The organism is Streptomyces sp. NBC_00306, assembly GCF_036169555.1.
Classification (GTDB): Bacteria; Actinomycetota; Actinomycetes; order Streptomycetales; family Streptomycetaceae; genus Streptomyces; species Streptomyces achmelvichensis.
In genome coordinates this window covers 3,494,808-3,508,675 of sequence record NZ_CP108032.1, presented here as the reverse complement: position 1 = coordinate 3,508,675, position 13,868 = coordinate 3,494,808, and the positions used below count along the sequence as shown (strand labels likewise).

Annotated in this window: 25 protein-coding genes, 1 tRNA gene and 1 pseudogene; 20 read left to right on the top strand and 7 right to left on the bottom strand. The window is 69.4% G+C overall.

The genetic code is table 11. The features are described 5' to 3' along the window. Window positions 1–28: 28 nt before the first annotated feature. The 3 genes and pseudogenes from OHA05_RS15520 to OHA05_RS15510 form a co-directional block, all read right to left on the bottom strand. Complete coding sequence (locus OHA05_RS15520; protein ID WP_328860929.1) at window positions 29–379, bottom strand: hypothetical protein; 351 nt, start codon at window positions 377–379, stop codon at window positions 29–31. Between the two features lie 394 nt (window positions 380–773). After that, a complete protein-coding gene (locus tag OHA05_RS15515; RefSeq protein WP_328860928.1) occupies window positions 774–1,643 on the bottom strand; it encodes an AraC family transcriptional regulator in 870 nt (289 codons plus the stop codon). 345 nt (window positions 1,644–1,988) lie between these two features. Continuing rightward, a pseudogene (locus tag OHA05_RS15510) lies at window positions 1,989–2,210 on the bottom strand (cold shock domain-containing protein). A gap of 224 nt (window positions 2,211–2,434) precedes the next feature. Between OHA05_RS15510 and OHA05_RS15505 the strand changes: the two are divergent. Beyond that, window positions 2,435–2,662 carry a hypothetical protein gene (locus tag OHA05_RS15505; RefSeq protein ID WP_313945778.1) on the top strand — a complete coding sequence of 76 codons (228 nt, stop codon included), beginning with the start codon at window positions 2,435–2,437 and terminating at the stop codon, window positions 2,660–2,662. 375 nt (window positions 2,663–3,037) lie between these two features. Here the strand turns inward: OHA05_RS15505 and OHA05_RS15500 are convergent. The 4 genes from OHA05_RS15500 to OHA05_RS15485 all read right to left on the bottom strand — a co-directional run bounded on the left by OHA05_RS15500 (window position 3,038) and on the right by OHA05_RS15485 (window position 5,391). After that, window positions 3,038–3,106 (bottom strand) — tRNA-Arg (locus tag OHA05_RS15500). A 27-nt stretch (window positions 3,107–3,133) separates the two neighbouring features. Beyond that, window positions 3,134–4,456, bottom strand: a complete 1,323-nt coding sequence (locus OHA05_RS15495) for a hypothetical protein (protein ID WP_328860927.1) — start codon at window positions 4,454–4,456, stop codon at window positions 3,134–3,136. 85 nt (window positions 4,457–4,541) lie between these two features. Beyond that, on the bottom strand, window positions 4,542–4,730 hold the full coding sequence (locus OHA05_RS15490; RefSeq protein ID WP_328860926.1) for a hypothetical protein: 189 nt from the start codon (window positions 4,728–4,730) through the stop codon (window positions 4,542–4,544). Window positions 4,731–4,869: 139 nt separating this feature from the next. After that, complete coding sequence (locus tag OHA05_RS15485) at window positions 4,870–5,391, bottom strand: helix-turn-helix transcriptional regulator (RefSeq protein ID WP_328860925.1); 522 nt, start codon at window positions 5,389–5,391, stop codon at window positions 4,870–4,872. Between the two features lie 214 nt (window positions 5,392–5,605). Between OHA05_RS15485 and OHA05_RS38240 the strand changes: the two genes are divergently transcribed. The 19 genes from OHA05_RS38240 (at window position 5,606) to OHA05_RS15395 (ending at window position 13,802) form a co-directional block, all read left to right on the top strand. Continuing rightward, window positions 5,606–5,812 carry a helix-turn-helix domain-containing protein gene (locus tag OHA05_RS38240; protein ID WP_443043698.1) on the top strand — a complete coding sequence of 69 codons (207 nt, stop codon included), beginning with the start codon at window positions 5,606–5,608 and terminating at the stop codon, window positions 5,810–5,812. Next, on the top strand, window positions 5,809–6,099 hold the full coding sequence (locus tag OHA05_RS15480; RefSeq protein ID WP_328860924.1) for a hypothetical protein: 291 nt from the start codon (window positions 5,809–5,811) through the stop codon (window positions 6,097–6,099). Before OHA05_RS38240 ends, OHA05_RS15480 begins: the two co-directional genes overlap by 4 nt. Window positions 6,100–6,181: 82 nt before the next feature. Then, window positions 6,182–6,505, top strand: coding sequence for a hypothetical protein (locus OHA05_RS15475; protein ID WP_328860923.1), 324 nt, complete (start codon window positions 6,182–6,184; stop codon window positions 6,503–6,505). Beyond that, a complete protein-coding gene (locus OHA05_RS15470) occupies window positions 6,502–6,813 on the top strand; it encodes a hypothetical protein (RefSeq protein ID WP_328860922.1) in 312 nt (103 codons plus the stop codon). Before OHA05_RS15475 ends, OHA05_RS15470 begins: the two co-directional genes overlap by 4 nt. Then, on the top strand, window positions 6,810–7,067 hold the full coding sequence (locus OHA05_RS15465) for a hypothetical protein (RefSeq protein ID WP_328860921.1): 258 nt from the start codon (window positions 6,810–6,812) through the stop codon (window positions 7,065–7,067). Before OHA05_RS15470 ends, OHA05_RS15465 begins: the two co-directional genes overlap by 4 nt. Before the next feature lie 115 nt (window positions 7,068–7,182). Next, complete coding sequence (locus tag OHA05_RS15460) at window positions 7,183–7,452, top strand: hypothetical protein (RefSeq protein WP_328860920.1); 270 nt, start codon at window positions 7,183–7,185, stop codon at window positions 7,450–7,452. Further along, window positions 7,445–7,684, top strand: a complete 240-nt coding sequence (locus OHA05_RS15455; protein WP_328860919.1) for a hypothetical protein — start codon at window positions 7,445–7,447, stop codon at window positions 7,682–7,684. The genes OHA05_RS15460 and OHA05_RS15455 overlap by 8 nt, the downstream gene beginning before the upstream one ends. After that, window positions 7,684–8,265, top strand: a complete 582-nt coding sequence (locus OHA05_RS15450) for a hypothetical protein (protein ID WP_328860918.1) — start codon at window positions 7,684–7,686, stop codon at window positions 8,263–8,265. The genes OHA05_RS15455 and OHA05_RS15450 overlap by 1 nt, the downstream gene beginning before the upstream one ends. Then, complete coding sequence (locus OHA05_RS15445; protein ID WP_328860917.1) at window positions 8,265–8,546, top strand: WhiB family transcriptional regulator; 282 nt, start codon at window positions 8,265–8,267, stop codon at window positions 8,544–8,546. The genes OHA05_RS15450 and OHA05_RS15445 overlap by 1 nt, the downstream gene beginning before the upstream one ends. After that, the gene (locus OHA05_RS15440; RefSeq protein WP_328860916.1) at window positions 8,543–8,839 is read left to right on the top strand and encodes a WhiB family transcriptional regulator; all 297 of its coding nucleotides are present in this window, start codon (window positions 8,543–8,545) and stop codon (window positions 8,837–8,839) included. Before OHA05_RS15445 ends, OHA05_RS15440 begins: the two co-directional genes overlap by 4 nt. Next, window positions 8,836–9,021, top strand: a complete 186-nt coding sequence (locus OHA05_RS15435) for a hypothetical protein (protein ID WP_328860915.1) — start codon at window positions 8,836–8,838, stop codon at window positions 9,019–9,021. Before OHA05_RS15440 ends, OHA05_RS15435 begins: the two co-directional genes overlap by 4 nt. Continuing rightward, a complete protein-coding gene (locus OHA05_RS15430) occupies window positions 9,021–9,452 on the top strand; it encodes a hypothetical protein (protein WP_328860914.1) in 432 nt (143 codons plus the stop codon). Before OHA05_RS15435 ends, OHA05_RS15430 begins: the two co-directional genes overlap by 1 nt. Window positions 9,453–10,063: 611 nt before the next feature. Beyond that, window positions 10,064–10,414 carry a hypothetical protein gene (locus OHA05_RS15425; protein WP_328860913.1) on the top strand — a complete coding sequence of 117 codons (351 nt, stop codon included), beginning with the start codon at window positions 10,064–10,066 and terminating at the stop codon, window positions 10,412–10,414. Continuing rightward, the gene (locus OHA05_RS15420; RefSeq protein ID WP_328860912.1) at window positions 10,414–11,076 is read left to right on the top strand and encodes a zinc finger domain-containing protein; all 663 of its coding nucleotides are present in this window, start codon (window positions 10,414–10,416) and stop codon (window positions 11,074–11,076) included. The genes OHA05_RS15425 and OHA05_RS15420 overlap by 1 nt, the downstream gene beginning before the upstream one ends. After that, entirely contained in the window at window positions 11,073–11,279 is a 207-nt protein-coding gene (locus tag OHA05_RS15415) for a hypothetical protein (RefSeq protein ID WP_328860911.1), read from the top strand. Before OHA05_RS15420 ends, OHA05_RS15415 begins: the two co-directional genes overlap by 4 nt. A gap of 12 nt (window positions 11,280–11,291) precedes the next feature. Next, complete coding sequence (locus tag OHA05_RS15410; protein ID WP_328860910.1) at window positions 11,292–11,651, top strand: hypothetical protein; 360 nt, start codon at window positions 11,292–11,294, stop codon at window positions 11,649–11,651. 34 nt (window positions 11,652–11,685) lie between these two features. Continuing rightward, the gene (locus tag OHA05_RS15405; RefSeq protein ID WP_328860909.1) at window positions 11,686–12,516 is read left to right on the top strand and encodes a phosphoadenosine phosphosulfate reductase; all 831 of its coding nucleotides are present in this window, start codon (window positions 11,686–11,688) and stop codon (window positions 12,514–12,516) included. An 80-nt stretch (window positions 12,517–12,596) separates the two neighbouring features. Beyond that, entirely contained in the window at window positions 12,597–12,932 is a 336-nt protein-coding gene (locus tag OHA05_RS15400) for a hypothetical protein (RefSeq protein ID WP_328860908.1), read from the top strand. 195 nt (window positions 12,933–13,127) lie between these two features. Then, window positions 13,128–13,802: a hypothetical protein gene (locus OHA05_RS15395; protein ID WP_328860907.1), complete on the top strand. Its 675-nt coding sequence runs from the start codon at window positions 13,128–13,130 to the stop codon at window positions 13,800–13,802. Window positions 13,803–13,868 lie beyond the last annotated feature (66 nt).

Sequence of the window (13,868 nt, the reverse complement as noted above, 5' to 3'; positions counted from 1 at the left end):
CTTCAGGTGCGGCAGAGATCTCACCAGGTCAACGGTGTCGCTTTTCCGCTTCCACCAGAGCCGTGACGAGAACCTCGAAGGCCGCCGCGTTCTTCGGGGACTTGATGCCGAGCCGCTGCGCGGCAAGCTGCACGGTCAGGGGGCGGTTCGCTTGCGCGGGTGTGTCCTCCAGTATCCCGGCCGCCCGGAGTGGATCCTTTTGCGGGATGTCCAGGGCCGCCGCCAAGGGTTTGAGCAGGTCGGTCGGGACCTCGTACTCTCCCGCGAGGATTCTGGATATGTCGGCCTCCGGCATCTGTGCCGCTTGGGCGAGCTTGGCCTTGCCGTCTCCAGACGAGGAGTTCATGGCGTAACCCGCTCTGGTCGCGTTGTTGCTCACATAACGAGCAAAGGCCTTGGCTTTGGGATCCGGTCGCTTTGCCACTCACTGTGCCTTCTGTTGCAGGATCAAGCAGGATGCCACTCCTCTGCCGTTCTGAGTAGGGCACGGCCCAGGTGGCTCTGGGCAACGCGCTGTTCTCCCGGTCCCAGAGGCGGCCGCCTCTCCTTCGCCGGGCGCAAGGTCTACGTCTCGCCGTGGATTCCCGTTGGCCCGCCCTTGGTCACCTCGTCTGCGAATCGCCCTCGACGTTCGCTCGATGCCGCCCGCGCCGATGGCATCTGTGGATGTCAAAGGCCCCGGACCATGATCGGTCCGGGGCCCTTTTGACCGGTGCGCCGCCGGCAGGATCCGAACCTGCGGCACCCGCTGCGAGGAGTTCGCGAGCCTCACCTCACGCGGGTTCCACGGGCAGCCACAGTTCGCAGGTCGCGGAGCTGAAGTCGTCCGCGCGCTCGAGGATCGCAACGAGCGAGGGACCCGGCCGGAGACGCCACGGATTGGAGGGGAACCACTCGGTCGCGGTCGCCGCCCACGTCGTCTGCAGGGCCTGGGGATGCGGTCCGGCGGTACGGAAGACCGCCCACTTGCCGGCCGGTACCTCGATGGCGTCGAGGTCGCCGGGGGCCGGCGTGTCCCGTGAGACGGCGACCCCGTGCAGGTAGGTCAGTTCGCTCCCCTCCGTGCTGTCGGGGTCGAGGTCGTCGCAGACCTGAAGCAGGCCGCCCGGGTCGGTGTCGCTGAGCGCCTTCAGCCGGAGGTGCTCCTCCTGCGGCAGTGCGGTGATGTGCTGCTGGATGTGCGGGTTGATGCCCTGGTGGATGAGCGGGACCCGGGCCGCGTGTCCGACCAGGCGGAACGCGGGGCGTTCGACGAGGCGGGTGTCCATGGGGGTGCTCCCTTCGACGGTCAGGCGGAACCTGAGCTGTGGTTGTGTGCGCAGGGGGCCTCCGTCGCGGCGCACGTCACCGGGGCCGACGCCGTGGACGGCACGAAAGGCACGGCCGAACGCCTCGGCCGAGCCGTACCCGTACCGGACGGCGATGCTCAGCAAGTCGCCTTCGCCCTGGACGACATCGGCGGCGGCGAGGGTCATACGGCGTCGGCGCACGTACTCCGACAGCGGCATGCCGGCCAACGACGAGAACATCCGTCGCAGGTGGTATTCGGTCGTGCCGAGCCGCACGGCAAGCGCCTGGACGTCGGACTCATCGCCGAGGTGCTCCTCGACGAGATCGACAAGCTGGTTGAGTGCCGAGATCACGAGACCTCCTTTCGAGATCAACCCTGCCTGGCAGAGCCCCGGCCGCACCCGACCGTTGCGGTCCGGTCCGATCATGCACCGGGGGCGGCCCGATCGGCCTCGACGATGCGGTTCGGCCGTGAATGGCCGTCGCTGTTGATGTCGGACCTGGCTGACAAAGAGCACCTACTGAATTCAGTAGGTGCTCTTTGCGCTGGTGCCCCCGGCAGGATTCGAACCTGCGAGACCCGCTTTGAGGTGTTCGATCAACCGGGAGCTACTGCATGTCGCGGTGAAGCGTGCGGTGGCGTTGCGGACTGCTGGGGACCGGCGACGTACGCCGTCGTTGAGGTCAGCTGTGGAATGTCAAGCTGTCCGAGGCACGATGCTCACCGCGCGGTAGTCGTACCCGTCCTGCGCGAAGCCAGGAACTTCTGTGTGAGTTCGACCTGCTGGCCGGCCGACAGGTCGCGGAAACCGGTCGCCTGGATGTCGGCGTAGTGGCCGAAGCAGCCGCCGGGGGTCTCTGGGTGAGTCCAGAACACCCCACCCTTCTTCGTCGTCCCACTCGCGGACAGTCGCAGTCACCGAGGCGTCGCGCTTGACTGCTCTTGACCGCTGGGATCCGCTCTTTCTGGCACGGATCTGGCACGGATCTGGCACGGGCTTCCATCCGCTCTGACAGGTCGCGTCAGCGACCCCGCACCCGACAGCACTGTCACCCGAATGGCCCAACATGACGTGCCACCCATTTGGGTGAAGATCAGGCTGGTTAGTGCCCCAACCGAGGCAATCTGTGAAAGGCGAACCACATGCGCATTCGACGAATACTCGCCACAGTCTTCGCCACGGCAGCCCTCGCCGGACTCGGCTTCACAGGCGCCGCCACCGCGACCGCCGCGAGCGCCACCGCCGTCAGCGTCATCCCGGCCAGCGTCACGCCGGGTGAGTGCACGGACGGCGGCGGAACGATCGACAGGTCGACGGCCCCGCTCCCGACCTGCAGAGGCGGTGCGCACAACGGGCAGACGGTCGACTAAACCCCGCTAGGGCCCGTTGTGAAAGTGGATGGGCGCCCCGCAGCCACGCGTTGCGGGGCGCTCCCTCGCGAGCATTCCCCCTCGGCTGACGGCTCAACGTACCTGGGAGGCGTGACGATCGCACACGGGCCCGAACGGGCCCAGCCACCGCGGGCTACCGTCCACCGCTCGGGTGTGCTCGCTACAGCCGCGCGGCCGGCGTAGCCGGGCCCGGAGCGGGGCGGAGGCAAGCGGAGGTAAGAGGACGCGCAGCGGGAGGCGATCTGTCACATGGACCGGCTGCTCAAGAGGCGGCGGCCGCGAGTGACTGCCCCCGTTGATGTCAGATGCTGATGTCAAAGGCCCCGGACCATGACCGGTCCGGGGCCTTTGCGCTGGTGCCCCCGGCAGGATTCGAACCTGCGACACCCGCTTTAGGAGAACGGCCATATACGGCCCTCATGGATGTTGGGGGAGTTTCTTGAGCTGGGGCTACGCCGCGAGCTCTTGATCCTCGTTGATCGTTTGGGGGGATTTTAGGAGATCAACTCTGTCCCACAGAGTCTTCAGTCCCAGGTTCCGCATCGCCCGCCGGTAGATCTCTTCGAGGCCGTCCAGCCGTTCCTGCCTCATGGTAGCGGTCGGGTGCTGATACACGGCCTTGATGCCCGGGCGCTCGTGCCCAGCCTGCTCGTACGCCAGCGCGTCCCGCACGCCGATCTGGTCCTGGTACGTGTCGTGTGTGTGGCGCAGCGCCCGCATGTCGAGGCCCGGCATGATCGGCTCCCACGCTGCGCGGTGCGCGACCCCCTGCCGGCTCTCCCGCTCCGGCCGCCCGTCTGCCGCGGGGCGAATGACCTTGCCCCAGTTGCCGCGCCGCCAGAACTTCCCCGTCACAGTCGAGAAGACATATTCGTGCGGCCAGTCCTGGAGGTGGTAGCGCAGCAGCTGCTCCAGGAACGGCGGCACGTCGATATCGCGTACGCCCTTCGCGCTCTTCGGGTGTTCGAGCCGCAGCACGGTGCCCAGCTTATTGCCGTCCTCGTCGCGGAGCTCGACCTCGGACAGCTCGCCGACGTCGGGCACGACCTTGATGACGGGGCACTCGAAGTACCCGCCGTCGTGCGCCTGTCGCCGGGCGCAGAGAACGTTGTCCCGGTGCAGGCCTGCCGCCTCGCCCCAGCGGAGACCGGTGAACGCGGTCGTGAGCACCATGATTCCGGTGGCGGGGCCGAGCCTCTGCGCCAGGGTGATGACCGTCTCGGGCGGCGCCCACTTCTGTTCGGTGGTCAGCGTCTTCGCCTTGCGCGGCACCGCTGTGCCGGTCGCCTTCGTGCGGCGTCGGCCGAAGAGCGGGTTGGTAGCAAGGTGCTTGGCGTCGACTGCCGCCGTCATGATGGTCGACATCAGGGAGACGCAGTGCCCGGCCTTCGTGTCGTCGCACTGGAGCGTCTGCTGCCACGAGTCGACGTCGAACCATGTGATCGAGAGCAGCGGCACGTTCTCCCACTTCGGCAGGATGAACTGCTCCAGGTTCCGCCACCGGGTGTCCATGGTCCGAGCCCGCTTGACCCTGGCTTTCATGAACTTCCGGGCGAACTCTCCGAAGGTGGCGCGCTGCAGCTCGGGGTCGATCCACCGGCCGGCCTTGATGGCGGCCTCTTGTGCAGTGCCCCAGTCCTCCGCTGTCTTCTTCGTGGGGAACCCGGGCTGCGTTCCCTTGGATCCGTCGGGCTTCTTGTAGCAGGCCCGCCACGTGAACTGCTTCGTCTTCTTGCCGTCCCGGACCTTGAACACCTTTTCGGCGTACGCCATGTCGTCACCTCGCTCGTCATGCTCCCGGGGGAGGGCCCGCGCCGCATCCGGGTGGGGGGCGGAAGGCGCGGGCGGTCCCCCTATTTCAGCCCACCACGGGGCGCAGTGTGGGCAGTTGCATTTGAGCCACAGGCAGGCGACGCCAGTTCCTTACCGTCTGGTTCAGGACGCTCTGCAGCACCAGCGCGCCGGGCCTCGTCATCAGCGACTCGTCGATGTAGAGGATGAACCGTCCGGGCCGGTCATCGACCCAGACCAGCACGTTGTGCGGCATTCCTGTAACGCACAGAACTCTCACCCGCATAGGTCCCCCAAGACCTCACCGGTACGGCGGCCCCCTCGCGGTGTTTGACCATGACAGCACACGATCCGGTCAAATGTGGAGGGGTTGGGGGGATGAAAGAAACCTTCTGTTAACCGTCGCTGACTGCCGGTGCATCCTCGTCGCCCAGGTCCTGCAGGTGTCGGCGTGCTTTGCGCCAGGCGAGCAGGGCATCCCGGATCTCTTCCGGGCTGGCGTCGGGTTCGCCGCGCACAACGATCGTCATGCTGGCGCCTGCCCGCGAGGGCAGGGGGATGACGGTTGCGTCGATCAACTGTCCCTCGCCCTGCAGCTGGTCGAGGATCGCGAGCGGCAGCCCGGGCACCGAGACCGGCCTGCTGGTGGCGTCGCCGTCTTCCCCCGCGGCAGCCGCCGGGGCAGGTTCGCCGCCGGCCAGCACCCGGTCGATTGAGTCGTCTGTCCAACAGAGGACGCGCGCGTAGCTGCGCATCGTGCCCGTGACCTTCTTGAACGCCCGCCCGCGCTCAATGGCCTGGATCGGGGTGCGTGTGACGCCGATCCTCTCGGCGACGTCGACCTGCGTCAGGTCGGCCGCCTCGCGCGCTTTGGCGAAGCTCCGTCCGAGGCGCTCCCAGTCCCGCTCTGGCTCCATGCCACACATGATGCACCACCGCCATGCAACGGACGAGCCCACATCCGGCCTTTTGACCTGCCGCAAAGCAAGCAATGGGAGCTCTGGGATTGCATGGGGCGCGCGTTACGTACTGAGAGGTAACGGGCGTACGCCGCGCGTGAGGCTAGAAAAAAGAGCCGCAACGTAGTCCCAACGCTTGCGCAACGTAGTCCCGAGGGCTAGCTTTCAGAGCGTGAGACCGCACTCCAGCGCCATCCGATACCGGCGTGAGGCTCTGAATCTGAGCCTTACCGCAGTCGCTCGCCTGTCTGGCATCCATCCCAGTCACCTCTCCCGAGTGGAGACCGGTAAGGCCGGCCTCAGCGACGGGAACATCCGCCGCCTCGCGACGGCCCTGGATGCCAGCACTGACGACATCACCCATAAGGAGACGCCGTGACCGCCCCCAGGGACACGAAGAAGGTGCCGGAGCAGGGTCGCTACACCCCGGCACCCAGCACGCCCGAGGGAGAGCTCTTCCACTACAAGCCCGACGAGGCAGCGAGGTACCTGCCGTTCTCCGGGCGCAAGCTCCGTGAGCTGGCGTACAGCCGCGAGATCCCGCACGTCAACAACGGGAACAGCGTCTGGTTCTCGGGCCTGAACATCCGCGCCATCAGCGAGCAGTTCACGGTCCAGCCGCTCGCCGCCGACAAGCGTCCGGCCGCGCTCGCCGCGACGGCCTGACGCCATGAAAAACGGGGCCGCCCGGACGGCAATCCGGAACGACCCCTCAGTGCACCTCAGTAAGCCGAGAGATGAGGACACCTTGAGTACGAACACTACCGACTGCCTGACACGCGACGCGATGATGCGCGCCTTCTCCGTGGCGGAGCACGTGGTCGCGGGCCTGCCGTTCACACCGAGGCAGGTCACGATCGCCGACCGGTACGGCGACGCCTTCGAGATCCGTCTCTACTGCCACAACAAGCCCGACGATGTGCGCGCATTCGCCGCCCACTTCGGCGTCGAGGCGACTGCCAACCCGCTCCGCGACGGGTCGCCCGACACGTACACCGAAGCCGCGCACACGGTGAACGACGTTGCGGTGTCCGCCTGGTCCATCACCCGCCCCGACTCGGCCTCGTCGTGAACGGCACCGCCCGCGAGTTGAACTCGCTCGCCGAAACGATCTGCGCCGCGCAGGCCAGGAACCGCACTCCGATGGGTCTCGCGCTGGCGGTGACCGCCGCCGGGTGGATCTCGCCGGACGCCGCTGCCGAGCTTCGCGCACGCGTGGCCGACCTGGAGTCCGCGGCCGGCGACAGTGCGATCCCGTTCTCCCTGACGCCTGAGGCGCTGCACGCGTCGTCCGGCGCGGTCGTCGAGACCCGCGAGGACGTGAGCCTGCAGGTGCAGACGCTCCGCCAGCTGCTCGCCCTGCCGGAGGTGCAGCCGTGACCGTCCTCACCTACGTCGCCGCGGCCCTCGCCGCATGGGCCGCTGGCCTCGCCCTCGTCTTTCGCGGACTGCCCGCGGTCGCCCGCGCGTGGGCCGCGCTCAAGCCTCACCGCACCGCCCGGCACCGGGCGTGCACCACCGCCCGCCACATCGCCCGGACGTGCCAGCACTGCGGCCCGATGCGGCACCCGTCGCAGGCTCCGGCCCGCCGACTGCTGGCCACCCTGCCGGCGCAGGTTCGGCGGTCGCTGTGACTGCGCTGATCCTCGCTGCCTACCACGGCCTGAACGCACGCCGCTTCTGGTCGACCGTCGCCGCCTCCGTCGCCCTGCTCTGGGGCGGCCACCGACTCACCCGCTGGGGGAACTGATGACGACTACTCACCGCGTCACCTTCGACCGCATCGGCCGCCACGGTGGAAGGGGCGGCCCCGCACCCGCGCCGATCACCCGGGCCCTGAGCGGCGACCAGCTCGCCGACAGCATCGCTCTGTACGCGCGCCGGTACCTCGCGTCCCCCGCCTTCGAGGTCGTCCTCGACACACAGGCGGGCCGCGGTCACATCTTCGCTGGGTGCCGTACCGCCGGAACGTTCACCGTCGAGGCCCTCCCTTCGGACGGCGGTGCCTCCGATGCCTGAACTGATCACCCGTCGCGGCTGGTTGCTCGCCGAGATCCGCAGCAACCCGTGCTTCTGGACGGCGAAGGGCGCGGTGAAGGCGCTCAAGCGCAGCCCGTGGCCGACGTCCGGCAGGAACACGGCGCGCAAGGACCTTCGGGCGCTGGCCGCGCGCGGCGACCTGACCCCGCACGACGACACCGAGACGGGCCGCCGGTCGTACACGCCCGCCATCCTGAGGAGCGCCGCCTGATGGCCTGCAACGAACCGCTGTACGACGACGAGACCCCCACGATCAGCGTCCGGGATTGCCAGCTGGAGCTTGGGCACCCTGGAGCACACGAGTACTTCGGCAAGAAGTACCCGCGCCCCGTGCCCAGCGGCGAGGCCGAAGAGGCGCTGGACCTGATTCACCGGGCCGCCGGACGGCAGGCGTGGGAACTCGACGAGCGGGAGTACTACGTCGCGTTCGAGGTGACCAACGTCTACCTGATCAAGGTCAGCGGCGAGGACGAAGACGCGGCACTCAAGGTCTACAGCGACTACGACGAGTTCCCCGACTTCAGTCGCGAGCAGGCCATCGACGGCGGCGTCGAGATCCGGCGGGCCGACAGGTACGAGCTGAGCAACATGACGGGCGCGCCCTTCGGCCCGCGCATCGCCTGCCCTGACTGCGGTCGTGAGGAGATGCGCCGAGAGTGGGCGCACAACCCGCTCCGTCGCTGCCACGGGCCGATCGAATGGCGCGAGACGCAGGCGTCGAACCTCCAGTGGCGGTACCGCCGGGAGTTCAACTGGGGCCCCGTGTACTCGCCCGCCCTGGCCGGTGCGTGATGCAGACCAAGAACCACATCAGCACCGCCGAAGGCCCGTACGCCTGGCACGCCCTCGCCGCCTGCGCCAACGCCGACACCGACCTGTTCTTCCCCAAGCTCGGCACCGCCCACAAGGCCAAGCAGATGTGCGCCCGCTGCCCGGTCCGCCGCCGCTGCCTCGAAGAAGCCATGCAGCAGGAGGCCGGCAAGAACCGCACCCGCCGGTACGGCATCCGCGGAGGACTCAGCCCGCTGGAACGCATCGAACTGGCCGCTGCTCGGGCGGTGACGGACCAGTGAGAAGCCGCACCCTCCCGCGACCCAAGACCGCCGACGACAACGCATGGCGCGCGCAGGCCGCATGCGCCGACCCCGCCTTCGACAAGCACCGGGACCTGTGGTTCCCCGTCCATCAGGACAAGGAAGACACGGCCGAGGCGAAGCGGGTCTGCCGGGCCTGCCCCGTCGTCGAGGCATGCCTCATCTCCGCGATGCGGATGGAGGGCGGGCAGGCGCTCGACGCCCGGCATGGCATCTACGGCGGCCTCACCCCGCGCGAGCGGCGCCGCCTGTACGAGCGGGTGACGGCATGACGTTCCGCACCCGCCAGCCCTGCTCGCTGCTCCCCCCGCACGGATTGAAGCGGGCCCGCCCGTTCCCCTGCGGCTGGCGCTGCGACCGGCACACACCCTCCGCAGTACAGGGCAAGCCCGAGCCGCCCGGCCCGCTGCCACGACGCACCGCACCCGACACCGCCACCACGAAGGGCGACTGATGGACACCGACCAGCTGTACCCGCTCGTGATGAAGGCCGTCGGCTGCGCCATGGACAAGGACGCCGACGGCGCGTGCGACGCCCTCAACGAGATCGGCAACTCGGGCGACCCCTGGGACATGTACGCCGCCTGCTGCGGTTTCGCAGAGGTCGGCAAGGCGGCACTGAAGAAGATCTACCGGGGCCGCGTACCGAACCTGAAGCGCGGCGACATGTGGGCCATCCAGGAACTACGCCCAGGGTGCACGCCCGCAGCAGACCTGTTCGCTGTCCGGTTCCTGGTCGCGTACTGCAACGACGACGCGGACACGGGACCGGCCCTGTTCAACGCGGCGTTTGACGCGGGCAGCGAGCACTACACCGAGTCGGTCTCCGCGCTGCTGGCCAATGTCGCCGGCCTCTCCAGCCTTGCGCTCCAGCGAAAGCCGTAGCCACCCCGTACCCCGTCCGGGGCGGCCGGCTTCGAGCCCCGCCCCGGACGTGTCATCCGCACCACCGAACGAGGGAAGCACTGATGGCCTGGTTCAAGATCGATGACGGGTTCCACTGCCACCCGAAGGCATTCGCCGCTGGCACGCCCGCGCTCGGTCTGTACGTCCGCTGCGGGTCATGGGCCGCGCAGCAGGTGACGGACGGCGTGATCCCGAAGCAGATCGCCAGGCTGTACGGAACGCCCCGAATGATCACGGCCCTCGTCGACGCCGGCCTGTGGCACAAGGCGGGCCACGACTGCGAGTCGTGCCCCCAACTCGACGCCAACTCGTACGCGATCCATCAGTACTTGGACCGCAACCCGAGTCGAGTTCAGACCGAGTTGGCACGCAAAGCCAAGACGGAGCGGCAACAACGTTGGCGCGAGGGGACAAGGAAGGGGCAGGTCGAGGGGGATGAGGGCCCGGATGTAGATGCCTCTGTAGACGCGTCTACACGCCGTCACGGAGACGCTGCCCCCGTCCCCACCCGTCCCGTCCCGTCCCAGGTTCTTCCTTCGGAAGAACCTCAACCCCCTACCCCCGCCGCCGATGACCGGCCCGGCACCGACGTGGCCAGGCAGCAGGGGAGAGGAGAGATCCAGCCCCTCGTCGAGGCCATGCACGCCCGCGGCATGGACGTCTCGTGGCCGCTGAACCCCCGCGAGTGGGACGACCTGCGCGACGCCGTCCGACGCGTCGGCGTACCGGCCCTCACCGAGCACGCCGCCCGCGCCTGGCAGGCCGCCAAGCAGACCCCGTACAGCGCCCGGTACTTCCTCGCCGGCTGGTCCGGACTGCAGAGCGCGCCCGCCTACACGGGCCCCCGCGCCGTCGCCGCCCCCAGCAAGACCACCGCATACCTCGAAGACATGGCCGACATCGCAGATGAGATGCGGCAGCAGAGCGCAGGAGGCGCCTGATGGAGCCCGAGCTGATTCCCCAGCTGATCGCTGAGATTGCCCTCGCCGACCCGCGCGTCCGTCGCGACGACAAGATCGAGCGCCGCGCCCAGGCCAAGATGTGGGCCGGCATCCTCGCCGAAGTCCCGTACCCGTACGCCGTCCACGCTGCGCAGCAGCACTACGCCCGCAGCCAGTTCCCGATCCTGCCCGCCGACATCGCCAGCCGCTGGCAGTCCGTCGTCCGCGACCGCATGGCCCGCGATGTCGACCCCCTGCCCGCCGTCGACCCCGACAACGGCGCCGCCTACCGGGCCGCGGTCGTCGCCCACCGGCGGGCCGTCGTCGCCGGGCAGACCGCGCCCGTCGAGGCGCCGCAGCTGACGGCCAGCCCCGCGGCCGCCGAAGCGAAGGCCCGCCTTGAACGGCTCGGCACCTACCTGCCGCCGCACCTGCGCGAGGGACTGGCCGCGCACCGCCCGGGCCGGGCCGAGCGCGAGCGCCTCGCCACCGAGGGACTCACCGACCCGCTCGACGTGGCCTGCCCGGTCGAGTCGTGCCGCGCCTACGTCGGCCGGCCGTGCACCCGGCCGGGCCGTGGCGGCGCCCGTCACGCCCTCACCTCGGGCTCGCACCCCTCCCGCACCGAAGCCGCAGAGCAGGCAGCGAGGGCGGTCGTATGAGCCCGCTTGAGCGCCTGCTCGCAGAGGCCATCCCCGACGGCACCTTCGGTGGCGCCCGGCCCACCGGTGTGAGCACGCCTCCCGCGCTGCAGGCCCAGCACCGCCGGGACCTTGAGTCCGCCCTCGACGGCTGGGAGTACCGCAGGGAGACCCGCCCCGCCCAGACCACGCGCCACCTCCACCCCATTCCCGATGCCGCATGAAGGAGAAGCCACGTGACGACCGCCAGCTACGACGAGGTGATGATGTCCCTCGGTCTCGAACCGTCGACGAGCAAGCAAGCCAGATGCGGCACACCGTCCGGCCACAACCGGCACCGGCGCGGCGGCGAAAAGCCCTGCCAGGACTGCGCTGCCGCCAGGGCCGCCTACCTACGGGAACGCCGCGCCGCCCCGAAGGACCCCAGCCGGCTGCCGCCCATCAACCACGGCACACGCGGCGGCGCCCGCCAGCACTGGTACCGCAACGAGCCGCCGTGCGACGCCTGCCGCGACGCGTACAACGCAGCCTGCCGGCCCGCGAAACGAGCCGACGCCCGACGCCGCGCCGCCGCCCGCCGCACCCCCGGCGCCTGACCGCCCGACTCGCGCACATCCGAAGGAGCACCTCATGCCCGAGCCCTCCCGGCTCCGATCCATCAGTTACGGCGGCGGTGTCCAGTCCACCGCGCTCCTGGTCCTCGCCGCGCAGGGGCGGATCGACTTCCGCACCTTCCTCATGGCCAACGTTGGCGACGACTCCGAGAACCCTGACACCCTCACGTACCTCGACGAGTACGCCCGTCCGTACGCAGCCGAGCACGGCGTCGAACTCACCATCCTCGACCGCGTCATGGTCCGGTCCGGAGAGACGCGCACCCTGTACGGCGAGATCACCCGAGAGGGCTCCAAGTCCCTCAAGATTCCCGTCCGCATGTCCAATGGGGCGCCCGGCACCCGGTCGTGCACCGCCGACTACAAAATCATCGTCATCGGGCGGGAGCTCAAGCGCCGTGGCGCGACGCCCGAGAATCCGGCGACCATCGGCATCGGCATCAGCCTCGACGAGATCCACCGCGCCAACAGTCGGCGGTCAGAGCGCCACGAGGACATCGTCTATCCGCTGCTCGACCTCGGCCTGCGCCGGTCCGACTGCGCCCGCATCATCCGCGATGCGGGCCTGCCCGTACCGCCCAAGTCGTCGTGCTGGTTCTGCCCCTTCCACCGGCCCGAGACCTGGCACGACATGCGCCGCACCGACCCCGTCCACTTCGAGAAGTCGTGCCAGCTCGAAGAGCTGCTCAACCGGCGCCGCGACGAGCTCGGCAAGGACCACGTCTTCCTGACCCGCTTCGGCAAGCCGCTGCGCGAAGCCATCCCGGACGGGGTCGACCTGCTGCCCATGTTCGACGAGGCCGACCAGGCCGACGGCGCCTGCGACTCCGGCTACTGCTTCACCTGACCGCCCCGTAACGCGAGTCGGCCCGCCCGGGGCGTATCCGGGCGGGCCGCATCCAGACCCTACGACCCAAGGAGCACCCGATGTACCCGACCCTGTTCACCACCCCCGGCGTCAAGCGCTTCGCCGAGGACGTCGACACCGAGCGCCAGGCACAGCTCGCCAAGTGGGGCGAGCAGCACCACCGAGACGGCACCAACCTTGCCAACCGCGATTGGGCCGACCACGCCCGTGCCGCCTGCCAGCACGCCGCAGACGAGGACGCCCTGTCGTGGGCAGCGATCCTCTACGAGGAGTTCACCGAGGCCCTGGCCGAGACCGACCCGGTGAAGCTGCGCACCGAGCTGGTGCAGGTCGCCGCCGTCTGCGCCGCGTGGATCGCCGACATCGACAGCCGGCCCGCGGGGAGCGCCACGTGATCTGGCTTGCCGCCTACGTGATCCTGCTCGCCCTCTGCTCCGGGCTGGCCCACCGATGAGACCCGCCTGCCTCGACGACCCCGACGCCCGCTGCCTCTGGGACGACGAGGCAGGCGCCTGCCCCTGCCAAGAACCACCCGCAGAACCCGACCCACCCGCACGCCAGATCGAAGACGTACCCACCGGGAGCTACCTGTGACCGAGACCCGCCTGACCGTCGTCCGCGCCTGCGGCCTGTGCGAGAACCCGATCGCCGACGGGTACCTCTGCCCCGGCTGCACCCGCGCGACCGCCGAACGGCTCGACCGCATGCCCCGACTCTGGGAAGCGCTCGCCCCGTTCGTCGTCCGCGGCAGCAGCGGCAGCGCCGAATACGTCACCCGCTCCCACGCCGCCCCCGCCCTGCCCCTCGACGAGCGCGTCCTCGATCTGCAGGTCGTCGTCCTCGTCAAGACCCTCGAAGACTGGCGCGCGTTCATGCACGCCGACCGCGGCATGCGCGAACCAGTCCTCGCTGGCAACCTCGGGCGCCGCGTCCTCGACGCGTCCCGCTCCCTCGCCAACAGTCTCGGCTGGATGGTCGACCACTGGTCGCCCGTCGGTGCCATGGCCACCGAGGTCCGCGACCTTGAGCGCGACGTCGCATCGATCGTCGACCCCGAGGACCCGCGCGACCGCGGTACTCGCGTCGGTCACTGCCCGGCCGTCTTCGAGGACGGCGTCATCTGCGGCGCCGTCCTGCGGCACTACGGCCACGAGGCGAGCGTCACCTGCCGGTGGTGCGGCACCGTCTACCCGCCCACCTCGTGGCTCGCCCTCGCCGACGACGACTGGGCAGACGAGGACGGCGAGCAGGCGCAGGCGTCCTGACCTCAACGCGCCCCGGACGGGGCCACGTTGTACCCGCTGATTCCGTAACAAACAGTAGCCAACCGT